Genomic DNA, 17401 nt, shown 5'->3' with positions numbered 1-17401 from the left:
GCTTAGGGTTATAGCCCTAAGCACTCAGTTTTTAATTTAGGAGGAAGTATGAGTAATAGTAAAGTCGCTGAATTTACCGCCCCAGGCATGAATAGTGAATCTGCTGAGCAGACAATTGCCCAACTCGACAACCGCATGGTAGCGTTAATTGATTTACAACTTACCTTAAAGCACATCCACTGGAATGTAGTTGGCCCTAACTTTATCGGCGTACACGAGATGCTCGACCCGCAAGTGGCCGCAGTACAAGAAATGACTGACACTATCGCCGAGCGTATTGCCACATTAGGTGGTGTTCCTGTAGGAACACCGAAGTCGATTGTTGATCGCCGCTCTTGGGAAGATTATTCGATTGGTAAAGGGTTAGTGAAAGATCACCTTGTTGCTCTTGATAAAGTATACAATGGTGTAAATGGGGATCACCGTAAAGCCCTTGAAAAACTATCAGAGCTTGACCCTGTCTCAGAAGACATGCTCATCGCGCAACTTGCTGATCTAGAACAATTTCAGTGGTTTGTACGTGCTCACATTGAGTCATCAACTGGTGAATTACAAAGTTAATAAATCGTAACCACATCAGTAAAAGCCCAAATGACTTAGTTGTTTGGGCTTTTAGTACCATTTTAAGTGAGGGAGTAATCACAAACAAAAGTCACATAAGCTAAATACTACAACCACCCCTTGTGTTTAAAAAATAAATAAGGTGCAAAACCAGAGAGCAGCATCACCCCAATAGCAAACGGATACCCCCAGGCCCACTCAAGTTCAGGCATGCGATTAAAATTCATACCGTAAACACTGGCCACCACAGTTGGCGGTAAAAACACCACGGAGGCAATCGAGAAAGTTTTAATTATTTGGTTTTGTTCAATATTAATAAAGCCTTGAGTGGAATCCATAAGAAAATTAACTTTATCAAATAAAAAGGTACAGTGTGACATTAGAGTATCTATATCAAGTACAATCTCTCTTAATGATTCGCGATCCTCACCTTGTACACCTAACTGACGTATCAAGAATGAAATATTGCGTCGAGTATCCATTAAGCATAAACGCACTTTACCATTGGCATCTTCTAATCGTGCGATACGACTGATGGCTTCCTCTAAATCAGAGCCATCTTCTTCAAGAACATAAGCACTGAGTTTCTCTAACTGATGATGCATATCTTCCAACATGTCTGCATGGTTTTCGACTTTTTGATCAAATAATGTTACCAGTAATTGTTTTGCCGTATCACACATCACCTGGCCTCTACGGGCTCTTAAACGTAATAATCGAAAGTCAGCGAGCTCATCATCGCGAATAGTCAATAAACAATTATCTTTAAGTAAACAAGCCACTGTGACGGTATTAAACCGCCCTTCATTTGGCGACATAAATAATGCATGTACATGCAAGCCTTCATTGTCAATAAAGCATCGCGATGAAGCCTCAATCTCTTGAACATCTCCAGACTCAGGGAACGTTATATCCAGTGTTTTTGCTAAAATATTACGCTCATCCTCTGTGGGTTTGATAGTATCAATCCAATGTGCACTTCTAATTAATGTTTCTATAGGAGTATCAGAGGAAGGCTCTAACTCATTAATCACTCCCTGTTCGATAGAAAAAAATCTCAGCATAAACTTCTCCAATAAAAACAAGACAGTCTAAGTATATGTAACAGATCATTAATCAACAATGACAATGCATTTATTGTTTATCTGACTTTAAAGCGATCAAAAAAGGTCAGGGTTTGTAAAGCCTGACCTTTCTATTCACAAACAGAGCTTAAAAAGCTGAGGAAGTATCCAGCTTCTTAATATAGTTAACTCTTTTGCTTATACACCATTAATAACATCGCCGGTAGCACGGTGAGACTCACAATAGTTGATACAGCAATACCGCATAGAACGATGATCCCCACACCACGGTACAACTCTGAGCCTTCACCCGGAATAAATACTAACGGCGCTAAACCACATAATGTGGTCATAGTTGACATAACAATCGGTTTTAACCGTGTTTCTAGTGCACTTATCACCGCTTGATAAGCCTCAATGCCCGCGGCCAAATTGCGCCGACTTTGATCAACAATTAAAATAGGGTTATTCACCACAGTACCTAACAAAATCAAAAAGCCCAGCACAGTGATCATATCAAATGGCTGATGAAATCCACCAAACACTGAGCCTAGTGTGTTAATTACATTTAGCCCTAATAATCCACCAGCCATCCCTAACGGCACGGTAGCCATAATAAATAGTGGCTGGCCCCAATGTTTAAAAATAGCGACTAACAATAAATAGCATAACGCTAGAGCGACAATAAAGTTGTCACTGAGTGCGTCGCGTGTTTTTTCTAGCTGATCCGCCGCACCGCCAATACTGATGTTCACCCCTGGGAGTAAATCACCTTGTAGCTGTAGCTGTGGTAGTAATTGCTCACGCACTAATTGCTGCGCCCGCTCAAGTGCTACGTCGCGCGGCGGAATAATATACACAGTTACTGTGCGGCGACCATCTACCCGGCGTAAACTGTCGCTGTCGGCTTTTTCATTTAAGTTAGCCAGTGCATTTAACGGTAATAACCCTTGAGAAGTCACCACCGGCGCTTGCTCAAGCCCCTCTAAACTTTGTTTATTCCCGGCCTCTGAGAATATAAACACATCAACTTTATCGTCATCTAAAATTAGCTCATCAACATAAGCACCATCACTTAAAGCTGCGACGGTATACCCCAGCTCATCTGCAGTCATGCCCACTTCAGCAAGACGTTGCCAGCGCGGCTCAATTTCAATCAAAGGTTGATCAAGGGTTAAAGACGATGGCTCTGAGTCGACTTGTGGATTGTCAAACACCTCACTGGCGAGTCGATATACGGCATCGGCAGCACGATATAAATCCACTTGCTCGGTGCCGCTAATATCTAAGGCAACTGCACGCGTACCGCCGTCATTACTGGAAATAATAGAGCCTCGTGATGAAAAAGCCCGCATGCCCGGGTAACTTTTAAATTTGGCAGTTATAGCGGCCATCATTGCATCAATGTGTTCAGCATCGTTAGGCTCACTCAAAAACCAAATATTGCCGACACCAACCGATAATGAATAGTATTTTAACGAGGGTAAATCTGTTTTCCCCTGTGCAAAGTCACTGCTTGGCGCATTTAAGTGCTGATCAAAATAAATTAATAATTCATCACTAATTTTTTGCATGTGACTTAAATTATACCCTGGCGGCGCAATCATCATTGAAAACGCTTTGGGCTCTTCCCCCTCAGGTAGGTATTCTGCTTCTGGCATAAATAACCAAGCACCACCTAGCAAACCAACTACAGCCGTTAACACGCATACAGTGCGCTGAGTTTTAGACGCTAAAAATGACGGGATAAACTTAGGCAGACGCATGGTTTGTGTCATCGCCGCGTCTTTTTTTGTAGCCTCTTTTTTTGTAGAACAAGCAAATCGTGCCGATGCCGCGGGCACCACTAATAAGGCCACCAACATAGAGGCAATAATCGCCCCAGAGATAGCAATAGCAACATCAGAGTATAATTGCCCTGCTTCTTGTACAATAAACAAAATAGGGGCAAACACCAGTACTGTGGTCATAGTGGATGCCAGTACCGCAGGCCATACTTCTTGTACTCCGGTAATAGCAGCATCAAGTTTTGACAAACCTCGTTGTTTGGCTTGTTCAATATTTTCAAGGACCACAATGGTATTATCCACCGTCATACCGATGGCAAACGCCACCCCAGCTAATGAAATCACATTGATGGTGCGGTCAAATATCAATAAACCTAAAAATGCGGCAATGGTACAAATTGGTACCCCCATCACCCCTATTAAAGTAGAGCGTGGGCTTTTTAAAAACCAAAACATCACTAAGGTTGCCAGTAATGCGCTAATGCCTAAATTGGTCCAAACATTTTTTACCGAGCCTTTTACGTAACGTACATCATCGCTCAGCAAAGTTAATTGCAGGCCGTTTTGCGCTAATAAATCACGGTTAATACGCGCAACCACCATGGTCATTTCATCTTTAATATTCATCACGTTTGAACCACTTTCGCGGCGCACCGACAGCATTAAATTTCGCTCGCCATCGTTATATGACACATCACGTAATTCATAATGATCTAACTGTACTTTCGCCACGTCTTTAAGGCGTACTGTGCGCTGTTGATCTTGTGCAATAACAAGCTCTTAAGTTCTTCTGCCGACTGAAAGCGCCCTACCATCCGTAATAAATAGCGGCGTTTTCCGCTGTCTATATCGCCTGCTGAGGCATCTTTATTACGACTGCGAATAGCGTCTCTGACAGCAACTAAACTAATATTGCGACTGGCAAGCTTTTGCTGATCAATTAATATCTGTATTCGATACAAGGCCCCACCACGAACACTCACTTGGGATACACCCGCAACACGTTCCATTTCAGGGCGTACATTGTCTTGTGCAAAATCCCGTAGCATATCGATATCGATGTTCAGCGGGTTGCCTGCTAGCGGTTTTAACGAAAAGAACATAAATGCGTTAGATGAAAACGAGCTACTGTAAAGTACCGGTTGATCTACGTTTTCAGGGTAATTGGGGACTTGAGCCAGTGCGTTACTCACATTGATCAGCGCTTCATTTACATCAACGCCAAATGGAAATTCAAGCTCGACCTCTGCCTCGCCGGTATTAGCATAGCTCGACATGCGCTTTAAGTTGGGAAGTGAGCGTAAATAACGCTCTTGCTCTATGAGAATTTCTTTTTCAACATCTTGTGGGGTCGCCCCTGGCCACTGGGTTACCACTGTGATTGTCCGCACATCTAAATCGGGGATCATCTGCACAGGAATCTTAAACGCTGCGACAAGCCCTAAAATACATGAAATAAGCACCGCAACAGCCACCAGCGTTGCATGTTTTACCGCGCCTTGGAGCATTATTGAGCCCCCGTTTGCGATACAGCATTAACTGCTTGACTGTCTTGCAGTAACTCATTACCTTGCGTAACTACCCACTGATCGGCTGTTAAGCCTTGTACTATCTCAACGTAACCATTCATCCGTGAGCCTACTTTTACACTTTGCCTTGCGGCAACCCCTTCAAGCACAGTAAACACACTGAAACCACCGTCTGGGTGACGTAGTAAAGCATCTCGCTCTATGATGACACTTGCTTTAGCCGTTGATTTTAATGTTACTTCGGCACTGGCTGATAAACCCACTTGTAACTCATCCGAGTTATTTAGCACTAAGCGCAGTAAAAAGCTACGATGGCTGGTATCAACCACAGGAACTTTGGCGATGACTGATGCGGTAAATGCCTCATTAGGACGTGACGCTAAATAAACATCTATCGCCGTTTCACTATCTACTGCTGAAAAATGCTCTTGCGGCATATACAAATCAAGCCATAGCTTGTCATTACTGACCAATTCAAAGGCGCTTTGCCCGCGAGTAACCCATTCACCAACATCGACCAAACGCTTCGCCACAACACCGTTAAAAGGTGCAACTAGTTGATGGTATTTTAGCAGTTGTTGCTGGTAAGTTTGATTTGCTTGTGCTTCTGTAAAACGCCGCTTGGCATCATCAACTGTCACTTGCGCACGAACAACAGCCGCTTCATTTGCTTGTAATTGGGCTTTTATTAGCGCTGAATCTAATGCAAGTAATGGTTTACCTTGCTCAAGGTACTGCCCAGTTTCGGCATATATTTCGGTGATCACCCCATCAGCAAGCACCGAAAGCTGTGCATGGCGCTGCGCTTTTAACGATCCAGTCAGTGTCACTGTAGGCGACAATTGCTGCTGTTTAACTTGTTTAGTTACTACATTAACGGGCTCTGCCGTGTAACCTATTGCACAAAAAAACAATAAGCCAACACACCAACAATATGCATAAATATTCAAAATAACTCCCTTTCCTACCTAATAAAAGCCAGCAAGTAACAACGGACTCGAGTGCATGATAATAATCCAGCTAATATAAACAAACCCCGCCCGTAAACAAGAATCATTTGCAAAACAGTAATTTTAACAGCAAAATAGCAGGCAAAATAAACTAAATTTATGACTTTAAACAACTGGAGTGTGTATGCGCCAACAAGCCCTTAATGAAGCAAAAAAATTAGTGTTTCAAAAAAGTAGCGCAGTAATGTCTACCCTTTCGCATAATTTAAGAGGTTACCCGTTTGGCTCTGTTACCCCTTATATGTGTGATGAGCAAGGCCGTATTTACTTTTTTATTAGCGACATAGCGCAGCATACTAAAAACCTAACCCATGACAAACGCATGAGCCTAACGGTGTTTGATGCCGCTAAACAAGGCGATCAAAACGAGCATGGCCGAGTCACTATTGTTGGTGATGGCAGCTTAGTAAACCAAGAACACGCCGAGAGTTTAATAAATAAGTACGTAGCCCTATTCCCAGAAGCACAAAGTTATCGCAATGCCCATGACTTTAACCTCTGGCAATTAGATGCAATACGGGTGCGCTACATTGGTGGGTTTGGCAAAATATTTTGGTTAGAGCAAGAAGAGTGGCAGCAGTCAGCTAAGCAGTGGGACGATGAACAAGAACTCGGCATGATTGAGCACATGAATGCTGATCACCAAGATGCCATGAGCCTGATTTTAAAACAGCACTACAACCTTGATGACGCATCACCAATTATGAGCGGTTTATTGCCGCAAGGCTTTTACCTACAAAGCTTAAAAAATAATTATTACATTGCATTTGGTGAGCCATGCGACAGCCCGATGGCAGTGCGAAAGGCATTAGTAAAAATGACGCAAGATGCTCGTCAGAATGCTAGTTAAGATCTGGCTTGGTGAATAACTTTAGCCTGAACTAAATAACGCCAAACTTAAGAGAAGTCAGGTAAAACTACCTGACTTTTAAAGCTACTAAAACTAAGCTTTAGGGTAATTTGATGGGAAAAACGCGCGACGTGCTTGCTCATCAAATTCTTTTTTAAAGTCAATATCAGTGCCCACTTTACGAGCGCGTGCAACGGCTGGGCGACTATCAATACTTGCAAACCAACGCGCTAAATGTGGATACGGTGCTAAGCCCTCTTCACCTAAAACGACTGTTGCTTTATCTATCCAACCCCAAGCAGACACATCTGCAATAGTAAATTCATCACCAACTATAAACTCACGCCCTTCAAGATGTGTATCTAACACTTCATAATGGCGCTGCGCTTCACGTAGATAACGATTGATTGCGTAATCTAGTTTTTCAGGAGCTGCATGTCTAAAGTGCACCGACTGCCCTGAATACGGACCAAGCCCTGATGCGATAAACATTAACCAAGATAGCATTTCACCGCGATCTTCTGGCTTACCTGCAAGCTTATTATGTTGTTCAGACAAGTACATTAAAATTGCATTTGAATCAAATACACGGGTTTGTCCATCAACAATTGCGGGTGCCTTTGCATTTGGATTAATCGCTTTAAATTCAGGGGTGTGTTGCTCACCTTTTAGTGTATCAAGTGGCACTAACTCATAGTCTAAACCCGTTTCTTCAAGAAAAAGGGCAACCTTCATTGGATTAGGTGTGTGATGAAAATAAAATTTGATCATGCTGAGCTCCTCAATAGTTGAGTATTGATTAAAGCACAACTTGAGCAGTCGTTCAAATTAAGATTTTGAGTATGTATTGTTTATAGAATAAATTCAATTAAAAACAGCTACGCTAAGCTAGGTATTGCTATTAGAAGTCAGGCGCAGAAAAGGCCTGACTAAATTATAACTATGACGATTAGTTATTAGTGTTGGTGCTATTTCGTTGAATATTATGCACCGCTTTTTTACTTTGCTTTTCAATAGCAGCCATTTGCTCTGGCGTACGGCAAACACGTTTAGCAATATTACTACCGGTTGGCTTTTCCATCTTGCAAATCAACCCATCATTAGTTTCAGCACTCGTTTGCGAATTTGCACAACCACCGATGAATACTACAAATAAAATTACAGCTAAAAACTTCATTTTCTTCCCTAATAAGACATAAAAATCAAAACCTAATATTACCGCGATGACTGTATTGGGATACACCAAAATGAGACTAACAGGCATTAATAATTGTTAAAGATACCTGATTCTTAGGCTTTTTTTACAAACTTGGCTGTTACCATCATTTCACCTACACCATCAACCTTACAATCAAGCTGGTGATCTTTACTATCTTTAATCCAGCGAACTACCGCTTTGGTGCCAATTTTTATGACTTGTGAGCTGCCTTTAATTTTTAAATCTTTAATCACGGTCACTTTATCGCCTTCAGCCAAAAGAGTGCCATTTGCATCTTTCACTACAACAGTGTCTTCATCAATATCAGCAGAAGGGTCCCATTCATGCGAGCATTCAGGGCAAATTAAAAGATTCAAATCTTGATATACAAATTCAGATTGGCATTTGGGGCATATAGGTAAAGACATACTGTAGCTTAAGTTAACAAAGATGCAGTTATGGTAATTGTTAGTTATTACTTTGTCTAATTGCCTAAAAGGTAAAATAATTTATTAGATGAGTGATTGTTACTCGACAAATAAGTCATTTAAGTTGAAAATACAATTAATGGTAATAGGGATTTTATGCATGAAAAATCGAGTTTCATCTGTACTTATATTTTTTTTATTATCACTAACGATAAATCTGCAAGCGCAGCCTTCTGATCATCCAAGCGTAAATATAAAAGCCCCACCAGTTAACTTAACTCAGTTTCAAATGAGTTATTTCATTGATACAAGCCAAGAAATGACTTTTGAGCAAGTTCAAAAACAACCATTTATTCCTAGTAAAAACGAAATTACTTTAGGACCAAATGCTAAAACAGCTTGGTCAAAAATCATAATTACGAATGACTCCGCACAAGCATTGCGTTTATTTTTACACAATTCAGATGCATATCACCTGCAACGCGTTGACTTTTATGAAACAAAACAAGGTAAACTACTAAACCAAACCAATATTGAACTTGATAAGTCAGGCCATAAAGCGGATATATTTGGTGGCAGTGCTATCTTCTCATTCATACTCGCAGCTGGTGAAAAGAAAACGATTTACTCTAAAAGTGTCACCTTTTCTCATCAATGGTTCTCATTAGAATTATACGATGAAGAACATTCTAAGCGAGCCTTAGTCAGTAGCAGTAACTACACAGCTTTACTTGTGGGGATGATGCTCGCATTGATGATTTATAACTTTTTCTTATATTTATCAGCTAGAAAAGTTGAAAATATAGTCTACGCCCTCTATCTAATTTCAGGCACAATTTGGGTGGCACTTTCTTATGGCTTAGCTGCAAACTTTTTTGGTATCTTTAGTGCTGAAATACTTCAATTCAACTCTACCTTGTATAGTATGCCCAGCTTTTTAATCATCTTTATGATGCTCATCTTCGAAACCAAAAAACGTCACCCAAAAGAACATATCGCTTTATCAATAATCTTAACGATATTAGCTGCAGAGTTTATTTACAGCTTATTTGACTTAGTCAGTGCGCTAAAACCAGCTAGTACTTTAGCTGCATTAATGATGACAGTCACCCTAGGAGTATCAATATCTTTGTGGAGAAAACGCGATCCTTTGGCAAAATACTTCTTTTTAGGTCACTCGATGTTTATTATTTTCAATATGCTGGCCGTTCTTTATTACAAAGGTTTAACTGAATCAAATCAGATAAATAGCCATGGTGTCGGAATAGGTATTTTGCTTGAAGCACTCATGATGGCGTTTATTTTATCTTACCGAATAAAAACATTAGAAAGCATAAAGTCTGCACAAGTAGAATTAAAAAAGCTCGCCGATACCGACCCTCTTACGAAGCTGTACAACAGGCGTTACTTTGAAAAAGCCAGCGCACAGTTAATCACCAAGAGCCAGATTGCCAACGCTGAATTGTCTGTAATAATTGCTGATTTAGATTATTTCAAAGCCATAAATGATACCTATGGGCATCACATTGGTGACCAAGTCATAATTGAATTTGCAAAAATTATTACCAAGCAACAAAGACCAAATGATATTGCTTGTAGGTACGGTGGCGAAGAGTTTTTACTGCTTGTTAACTGTAATGTAGAGGCAGCAAAAAATATTGCTCAACGTATTCGTAGTGAAGCAGATAAAACGATTATCAAAACTCAAAAAAATGAAGAAATTCGTTTTACTGTAAGCCTTGGGGTTCATCCACTTTCTAGTGAAGATGATAATATTTCAGAAGCAATCGCATTAGCAGATCAGGCGCTTTATAACGCAAAAAACAAAGGACGAAACTGTGTAGCAACGTTATCATAAAAGAGCAGCTCCCTTTTAAAGGTCACATTGCTCTTTTAATATTTAATTCAAAGTTAGTAATTAATGCTTTTTAATACCATTGCGAACCAATTCTTTACCATTTTCAAACACCTCTTGCGTAACCCAGCGTCCTAGCAACAATTTATGGTTATCATCAAGCAATGCCACAAACGGTCGCCCATTACTATTATTGGTTGCTAATGCTAAACCCCCGACATTTTGTAGCCCTAAGCCACCACCTTCGACCAAAAGTAAAAAGGCTTCTAGTTCTTCAAGGGTATCAATTACATCGTTGTCGTTAATCATGCTGTTTACTCTATTACAATTTAATGTGTGTAGAATACCATTTTGCTGGATTTGCCTCTAGGGGCTTTAAAATAGCCGACAAAGCTATCGCTTTAATTTGCACTCCTTGTTTAAGCATAGGATAGTTAGTACATTCAGATTTAACAGCCGAAGTTTTTAGGACACACATGATTAAACTACTTTTAAGTTCAAGCTTATTTTTATCCTCCTTTACTGCAATGGGTAACTCGCTAACTGTTGAAGAGTTGCGTATTGAAAAAGCAATGACAGCGATACCAAAGGTGTTAACGGCTTTTTCTGCTGATGTAGAACAATTTGAAAAAAGTTGGAAAAGCGTAGAAAACTATAAACAAGCATCAGACTTAATACATGATTACTCACACCAACTTTGGCACAATGCTAAACAACGCATAATCAAAACTAATAGCTTTGATGACCGCCAGCTATACTGGGCTCGCTTGCTATCAAGTAAAGTTATTCGCTCCCATAAACCTGATTTTGCTATCACAGATGCTGAGCTAACGGCTCTTTTAACTATGTTAGAAAATGGCAGCCGTGGCAGAACTGATCTTGCTTATACAAAAAACACCGACAAAAAAATCTTACTTACTGGCTTTGACCCATTCTTACTTGATAGAAATATTAATCAAAGTAACCCATCCGGTGTTGCTGCGCTTTTACTTGATGGACAAGTGATCACCTATAAAGGTATTACCGCTGAAATAAATACTGTGATGGTGCCAGTGCGCTATGAAGATTTTGATCAAGGTATTATTGAAGCACTACTTGCCCCTTATTACGCGCTGAACAATGTAGATATGATTGTCACTGTAAGTATGGGTAGCAAAGAGTTTGATCTCGAACGTTTTCCGGGTAAGCGCCGAAGTGTTACAGCGCCAGATAACGCCAATATTGTATATGGTGGGACGGCCACAGACCCTAAAATATCGCGCTTAAATGACCGCCCCCTACCAGGTAATGAATTCGTTGAATTTAGCTTACCAGTAAAATATATGCAGCAGGCCAAAGGGTCATTTAAAATAAATGATAACCATAAAGTGATCACATTAGAGAAAGCATTTGAGCCAAAATCACTCGCTGAACTAGAGGGTGCAATTGCGGTTAAAGGCGGTGGCGGTGGTTATTTGTCTAACGAAATCTCTTATCGCAGTATTCGTCTGCGTGATGAGCTTAATTCAGATATCCCAACAGGACATATTCACACTCCACGCATCGCGCAATTTGAGCCAGAAACAGAAGCAAAAATAGTTAAACAAATCCAAGCTATGTTAGAGCGCAGCTTAGAGGCATTATAATAAAGTAAAGGCCAGTACAACTGGCCTTTCAATGCATAAAACTACCTTTTCCAATATCTTAGATTACCAAGAGTGGTAATGAATTCAGCTGATGGAATTTTAGCTAAGTTCAACCAACCATCATCACTTTGTTCTTTTAGACCGGCAGCTTCAATTAACGCCGTTGCTTCGTCAGTGAAACCTATGTACTTCATATGGGCATGTGCGTCAGAGATAAAATCTTTCGCTTTGGGTATTTCAGCTAATTGCTTTGCTCCTTCTGCAGTGGTTAATAACATCACTGCATCATAAAGTACTGACGGTCCGCCATTAATCACCTGATCTGCTGTAATATGGTCTCCATCACTATTTTTAGCGCCGCCAACTTGAGGTACTATCACTTCATAATTCGCACCTTCACTAGCAAGACTTGTTGTTAAATCAGCAAAAACCGGCGTTTTTCACCTTTTCGTTGAAAAATATCAGCAGAAGTTAAATCATCTAGCGCGTCGTAAGCTTCAAAATAACCATGAGCACCATAACCTCTAGCATGAGCAACCCGTTCCGGAATACGCTCATGATCAAAATGAAATAACTTTTCATGCAATACATGATCTTCCATTAGCCCAGGCCCACGGTGCCCCGCTTTTAATGAATTTTGATTATCACTGACAGGACAGCCCTGCGCAGTGGTCATTGTCGGCTGATTTGTATCAGCACTCTGGTACAACTCACCGCCATGCCCTTGGTTGTTTGAATACTTAAATGACTCTGCCATGATTTTCCTTCCTAAATAGATTTTTCAAATAGCGATTTGAAACAGTGCTTTTAATTAGCATGCAGAGGTAAGCAAAAAAAGACCATTGAAAAAATTTATTTAAAATCATGCAATAATAATCGTCTGGTGCTGAGCCAATAATAAAATATAGAAAGATTACACAGCCAATGTAATCTATTCTCGTAGCGATTTTTATAAGAAACAATAAGAAAATAAGCAATGACCAACTAATTTATGAAGGATTTTAGCACTTTATTAACAGGTGAAGTCTGAGCCAATAAAAAAGGCCTTCGCATAAATATCTTACGAAGACCTTTTAGAAGCCGAAAAACCTTTAGATTAGACTATTTTTTACCGCGTCTTAGTAACGAAAGCGGTGCTAACAGTAATGTAAGCCAAAATAGACTACCACTATCACTTTTAGGTTTGTCCACCACGCCAGAGTCTTCTTCTGGCTCTGAACCTTCACCTGTAATAGTGACTGTCACAGTAGTAGTCACCTGCTCATTTCCATCAGACACATTATAACTGAACGACTCAGTAGCCGATTCTCCTGAATATAAATCATTAAACTTACCTGCAGGGTCATAAGTTAAAGTACCATCTTCGTTGCTAGTTACTGTTCCTTTAATGCCATCAGCGTTAAACGAAACGATAGACAACGCATCTCCATCGTCATCACTATCGTTTGTTAAAGGGTTTACTACTATGCTTGATGATTTTGAGGTTGATACTGTGTCTGGCTCAGCTGAAGGTGGTGTATTAATTTTTACAGTCACCGTGACTAGCCCTTCAACAAAGGCACCATTATTATCAGTTACGACATATGTAAAAGAATCTGTTAAAACAGTTCCTGGTGCTTCCTCTGAGAATGCAGAAGATGCATCATAAGTAACTTCATTTCCTGCCAAAGTAACTAACCCAATAGTCCCTTCAGTTTGTATACTATCGATAACTAAAGTATCACCATCGGCATCAGAGTCGTTATCTAGAGGCTTAATAACGGCTATTTCCCCAGACCAAATAGATACATTATCAACATTCACTTCAGGCGCATTATTAGGGGGTGTATCCGTATTAAGAGGCTCACCGGCACTAATTTGATAGCCACCCATAGTAGCAGTTGCATCCTCGTGTTTTACTGCAGCATAAATTTTTGATTCTAAATCCGCTGTATCTAGCTTGTAGTATACATAATCAGTTTTAGATGGATTACTCTGCAAAGTAATATTTTCTTTAATCGCAGTTGTACCATCTGATTTATACAAACTAAGATTTGGTGCCATTCCTAAACTCAAATCAGCAACACGCACAACTAACTCTTTAGTCGTGTCTATATCATTAATTTCATAAAAATCTAAATCGTTTTCGCCATCTATCATGCCATCTAAATCAGTATTGTTTGAAACCAGCTCATCGCTAGAATCGTAACTATCGTTACCATCAGAAGAAGGAACATCATTGACGACTATTGAAGTTTTACTAATGCGAACAAAGTTTTCATCTATACTAGGTAAGGCTTCCATCTCAGGCACAGACCCATCAAGTGTTGCTGTTAATAAACCTGTTGTAGTATAGATCGCATTGCCCCCTTCATTATTTACATTCACCTCAATTTGATAAATGCCATTTTCATTATAGGGTGCTATAACAGAGTAAATACCATCACCTGCAATGGCATCTCCTTCGAGACCGTTATCAAGCATCTCTAAATTAGTTGAAGTCTGATTCGGGTCTGTAATTGTTGCCTCAACGTTAGCACCAGTAATCAATTTATCTTTAGTGATAGCTGTAGTTAAAATCATAGGAGCTGGATAGGTAACCGCATTCCCTTGAGCGCCTTCAACACTCACCGTGTAGCTACCTGATAAACTTGGTTCAGCACTCACATTGACAGTGGCTGTTAAGTTATTGGTATCATTTATATTAGCTACCTGTAACTGCCACTCTCCCATGCCGTGTGACGATATTTGTTGACTCGTAATATTCGTGCTGCAAGACAGCGTTCCAGCAGCGTCAAAACAATCAAAAGCCACATCACTTACTTTATTGCCATTACTGTCTAAAAGCGTTAACTGCACACCATCAAGATTAGCGTTATGATTGATGAACACATTTATATTATCCAAGCCAGAATCAACAGCAATAGCTTGTGTAGCACTTTGTAGACTATCAATAATAAAAGTTGATGATGCTAAATTTTGATTATCTGTTGCAACTGCATTGGCTTGTAAAAACGCATCTACAATCTCAGCAAGTGAAGTAGGTGAAGAAAAGTATTTCCCGCCCGTTTCATTAGCAAGTGTTAACAATGGGCCTGTGGGTGATGCATTACCATAACCAAAGCTAAAGATAGGAATATTTTCGTTTTGATAATTATTGATAACCTGCTGCTGTGTATAGCTTGAATCATTATCATCGCCGTCGGCCAAAATAAATACAACGCCAGGCGCACCACTGTTTTCACTTAGCTGGAAACTTGTTAAATTTTCTAGTGCTAACTGTGAACCATCATACAAAGCCGTAGACCCATTTTCACGGATAGCATCTATTGCTGCCTTAAGCTCTGTTTTAACAGATAAGTCTGGGCTTTCAATCTTTGTAATGGGGTAATCTTGCTGAACATTATGGTCGCTTGAGAAAGTAACAAGTCCCATAGATGTGCTGCCTTCTGCTGTCGCATCAACAAGAATTTTAGCTGCTTGCTTTGCATTATTTATTGCTTGACCATACATACTATAAGAACGATCTATCACAACTTGCATATCTATATCACCTTCAACCCAAACTACGTCAAGCTGGTTTTGGCAAGAAGCTTGTTCCGCTGGCAATTCAATTTTTAGCGGCGTTGTTACATCAGGCGCATTATCTGCCAAAGTAAGAAAGCGTGTTCTGTTTGGCTGTGCTGTTTTACGGCCTAATTTAGGGTCATCTTTTGCATCTTGCAATAAAACATCCCAAGCACTTTTTCCATAAACACGCCCTTGCGCTGTGCGGTCAATATTACCAATAGTGTCTGCAGTAGAGTGATTTAACCATTGCATACCAGCTGTTATAGCTTGCCACTGATTACTCATTATAGAGGTTGTAGCTGTATCTGTATTAATTGGCGTACTAGGTTCGCCTGAATCCGCACTCCCTTGGTATTCATCAAATAAACCATATGCGTAATGGCCCCATTCATGAGCTAAAGTATACCCTGCTCCTTGAGGGTCTTGTAACATATCATGATCTTTCCCTGGGCCTGAGCCATTAGGAAAAACATCACCAAACCAAATATGCATACCATTGGCACCAAAACCAGAAGCATTAGCTCGTGGCCACTCTCTTTCGCCCCAAATAATATCTGACTTCGAACGGTGCTTGTTCTCTCTAAATACACTTACTTTACCAAGCTTATGCTCCCCATTTGTTTGCTCACAAACAGCATCAGCAAAGTGAGCAAATATTTCCTCATAAACAACTTTTTCTGACCCTTGAGGATTGTTATGTAACGACACAGTGATATCAAAAACCGCTTTCGATGAGTCAGTACTCACAGCCGATATAGACTGAACTCTTTGCGCCATAACTACTTTATTTTGTTGATGATCGTCAACCGTATTAACGCGTGACAACCAGCTATTAGCTGCAAAACCCGAGGTTGATGCTAAGGCAACGCCTACACAAAACGCACTTTTCGTTAGTTTACTTTTTTGCACTATTAATTCCTTTTTATTAATAATAATTGGTAGGTATTCTCATTTTGCTCAACAACAATACTTTGATTACGTATAAGCATTTTTGATATTTTTGGATGAGAATGATTGAATTTAACTAAAGATATTAATTTAAATATTGGTGTTATTTTTGTGTTCGTAGGTATATATAAGTCAGGCTTTACACTCTGAGGCTTTGGCAAAACTATCACATTCAGGTCAGCAGTATTGGCTTTTATATTATCGTGTTTACCCTGAAAGAAATTAGTAGCTGATATTGCGCACGACGAAAAAGTGCTTCCACTAAGCCAATATTTATAAGCATTTCCAAATTTAGCACTTAACTCAATTGATGGCTCTTGAGTACATTGCATACTCGTACCACTATGCTCAAAAAAATAATGTGACAATAGGATTGAGCTTGAATCAAATTCAATCATTTCGAACTTATTATCTGAGAGTATATTAACTATTTGAGTAGTAAAGGAACGCTGAATATTCAAAGGTGAATGAAGAATGTAGGTCGTATTCGCAATAACCTTGATACTCATCATTAATTGCAAGAAGCAAAAAATTAGTATGTATTTCATCATCATCCTTGATAAACTTAATAATCCACAACATGCACTCTAGCAAAAAAAAACCTAAATTAAAATACATCTATTAACATAGGTAATATATACAACAACAAAGTATTAATAATCCATTATCTATATACCCAAACCACCTTAAGATGCCGAATTTCACAGGAACTTAATATCAAGGCGTTACTTTGCAACAATGGCAGTCCCTTTAAGAAGTAACAACTATTAAAGAGTATTTTGGGTATCATTAATTAAAATATGCTTTATAGCTGCTCAATCAAACTATTAGTCGCAATTACGATTGGCTCAGCCGCATCGGGACTATTGCCCAGGGCGGGATCGCACTTTAAATAAAAATATGATCTAATAGAGAAAATTCACTTATAGCATTTAATTTTGAGCATCTTAGACCACCTTACTGTTATTGAAGAAACACGTTCTGATATCAACCAAAA

Annotated in this window: 13 protein-coding genes and 2 pseudogenes; 4 read left to right on the top strand and 11 right to left on the bottom strand. The window is 39.7% G+C overall.

The genetic code is table 11. The features are described 5' to 3' along the window. The first annotated feature begins 48 nt into the window (after nt 1-48). A complete protein-coding gene (gene dps, locus QMA12_RS00075; RefSeq protein ID WP_087532344.1) occupies nt 49-561 on the top strand; it encodes a DNA starvation/stationary phase protection protein Dps in 513 nt (170 codons plus the stop codon). A 107-nt stretch (nt 562-668) separates the two neighbouring features. On the opposite strand, the gene corA is transcribed toward dps, so the two are convergent. From corA to QMA12_RS00060, 3 genes and pseudogenes are all read right to left on the bottom strand, one after another. Then, nucleotides 669-1625, bottom strand: a complete 957-nt coding sequence (corA, locus tag QMA12_RS00070) for a magnesium/cobalt transporter CorA (protein WP_087532345.1) — start codon at nt 1623-1625, stop codon at nt 669-671. A gap of 185 nt (nt 1626-1810) precedes the next feature. Beyond that, nucleotides 1811-4920: pseudogene (locus QMA12_RS00065) on the bottom strand (efflux RND transporter permease subunit). Then, a complete protein-coding gene (locus tag QMA12_RS00060) occupies nt 4920-5891 on the bottom strand; it encodes an efflux RND transporter periplasmic adaptor subunit (RefSeq protein WP_290210129.1) in 972 nt (323 codons plus the stop codon). Before QMA12_RS00060 ends, QMA12_RS00065 begins: the two are co-directional and overlap by 1 nt. A gap of 184 nt (nt 5892-6075) precedes the next feature. On the opposite strand from QMA12_RS00060, the gene QMA12_RS00055 reads away from it, so the two are divergent. Continuing rightward, nucleotides 6076-6801 carry a DUF2470 domain-containing protein gene (locus QMA12_RS00055; RefSeq protein WP_290210130.1) on the top strand — a complete coding sequence of 242 codons (726 nt, stop codon included), beginning with the start codon at nt 6076-6078 and terminating at the stop codon, nt 6799-6801. A gap of 93 nt (nt 6802-6894) precedes the next feature. On the opposite strand, the gene QMA12_RS00050 is transcribed toward QMA12_RS00055, so the two are convergent. The 3 genes from QMA12_RS00050 to QMA12_RS00040 form a co-directional block, all read right to left on the bottom strand. Beyond that, nucleotides 6895-7572 carry a glutathione S-transferase N-terminal domain-containing protein gene (locus QMA12_RS00050; protein WP_290210131.1) on the bottom strand — a complete coding sequence of 226 codons (678 nt, stop codon included), beginning with the start codon at nt 7570-7572 and terminating at the stop codon, nt 6895-6897. Nucleotides 7573-7750: 178 nt separating this feature from the next. Beyond that, nucleotides 7751-7978: a hypothetical protein gene (locus QMA12_RS00045; protein ID WP_290210132.1), complete on the bottom strand. Its 228-nt coding sequence runs from the start codon at nt 7976-7978 to the stop codon at nt 7751-7753. Nucleotides 7979-8091: 113 nt separating this feature from the next. Further along, nucleotides 8092-8427: a zinc ribbon domain-containing protein YjdM gene (locus tag QMA12_RS00040; RefSeq protein WP_087532351.1), complete on the bottom strand. Its 336-nt coding sequence runs from the start codon at nt 8425-8427 to the stop codon at nt 8092-8094. 160 nt (nt 8428-8587) lie between these two features. Between QMA12_RS00040 and QMA12_RS00035 the strand changes: the two genes are divergently transcribed. After that, nucleotides 8588-10285, top strand: a complete 1698-nt coding sequence (locus QMA12_RS00035; RefSeq protein ID WP_290210133.1) for a diguanylate cyclase — start codon at nt 8588-8590, stop codon at nt 10283-10285. 60 nt (nt 10286-10345) lie between these two features. On the opposite strand, the gene QMA12_RS00030 is transcribed toward QMA12_RS00035, so the two are convergent. Further along, nucleotides 10346-10591: a hypothetical protein gene (locus QMA12_RS00030; RefSeq protein WP_290210134.1), complete on the bottom strand. Its 246-nt coding sequence runs from the start codon at nt 10589-10591 to the stop codon at nt 10346-10348. Nucleotides 10592-10758: 167 nt separating this feature from the next. Here QMA12_RS00030 and QMA12_RS00025 point away from each other — a divergent pair, with 167 nt between their 5' ends. Next, on the top strand, nt 10759-11907 hold the full coding sequence (locus QMA12_RS00025; RefSeq protein ID WP_290210135.1) for a hypothetical protein: 1149 nt from the start codon (nt 10759-10761) through the stop codon (nt 11905-11907). 41 nt (nt 11908-11948) lie between these two features. On the opposite strand, the gene QMA12_RS00020 is transcribed toward QMA12_RS00025, so the two are convergent. The 4 genes and pseudogenes from QMA12_RS00020 to QMA12_RS00005 all read right to left on the bottom strand — a co-directional run bounded on the left by QMA12_RS00020 (nt 11949) and on the right by QMA12_RS00005 (nt 16802). Then, nucleotides 11949-12287 carry a hypothetical protein gene (locus tag QMA12_RS00020; protein WP_254911175.1) on the bottom strand — a complete coding sequence of 113 codons (339 nt, stop codon included), beginning with the start codon at nt 12285-12287 and terminating at the stop codon, nt 11949-11951. 45 nt (nt 12288-12332) lie between these two features. Further along, nucleotides 12333-12664: pseudogene (locus QMA12_RS00015) on the bottom strand (catalase); the annotation flags it as partial. A 344-nt stretch (nt 12665-13008) separates the two neighbouring features. Beyond that, nucleotides 13009-16365 carry an Ig-like domain-containing protein gene (locus QMA12_RS00010; protein ID WP_290210136.1) on the bottom strand — a complete coding sequence of 1119 codons (3357 nt, stop codon included), beginning with the start codon at nt 16363-16365 and terminating at the stop codon, nt 13009-13011. Between the two features lie 2 nt (nt 16366-16367). Beyond that, complete coding sequence (locus QMA12_RS00005; RefSeq protein ID WP_290210137.1) at nt 16368-16802, bottom strand: hypothetical protein; 435 nt, start codon at nt 16800-16802, stop codon at nt 16368-16370. Nucleotides 16803-17401 lie beyond the last annotated feature (599 nt).

The organism is Pseudoalteromonas sp. APC 3893, from assembly GCF_030408095.1.
In the GTDB taxonomy this organism is placed as follows: Bacteria; Pseudomonadota; Gammaproteobacteria; order Enterobacterales; family Alteromonadaceae; genus Pseudoalteromonas.
This window is presented reverse-complemented; position numbering and strand designations above follow the sequence as displayed.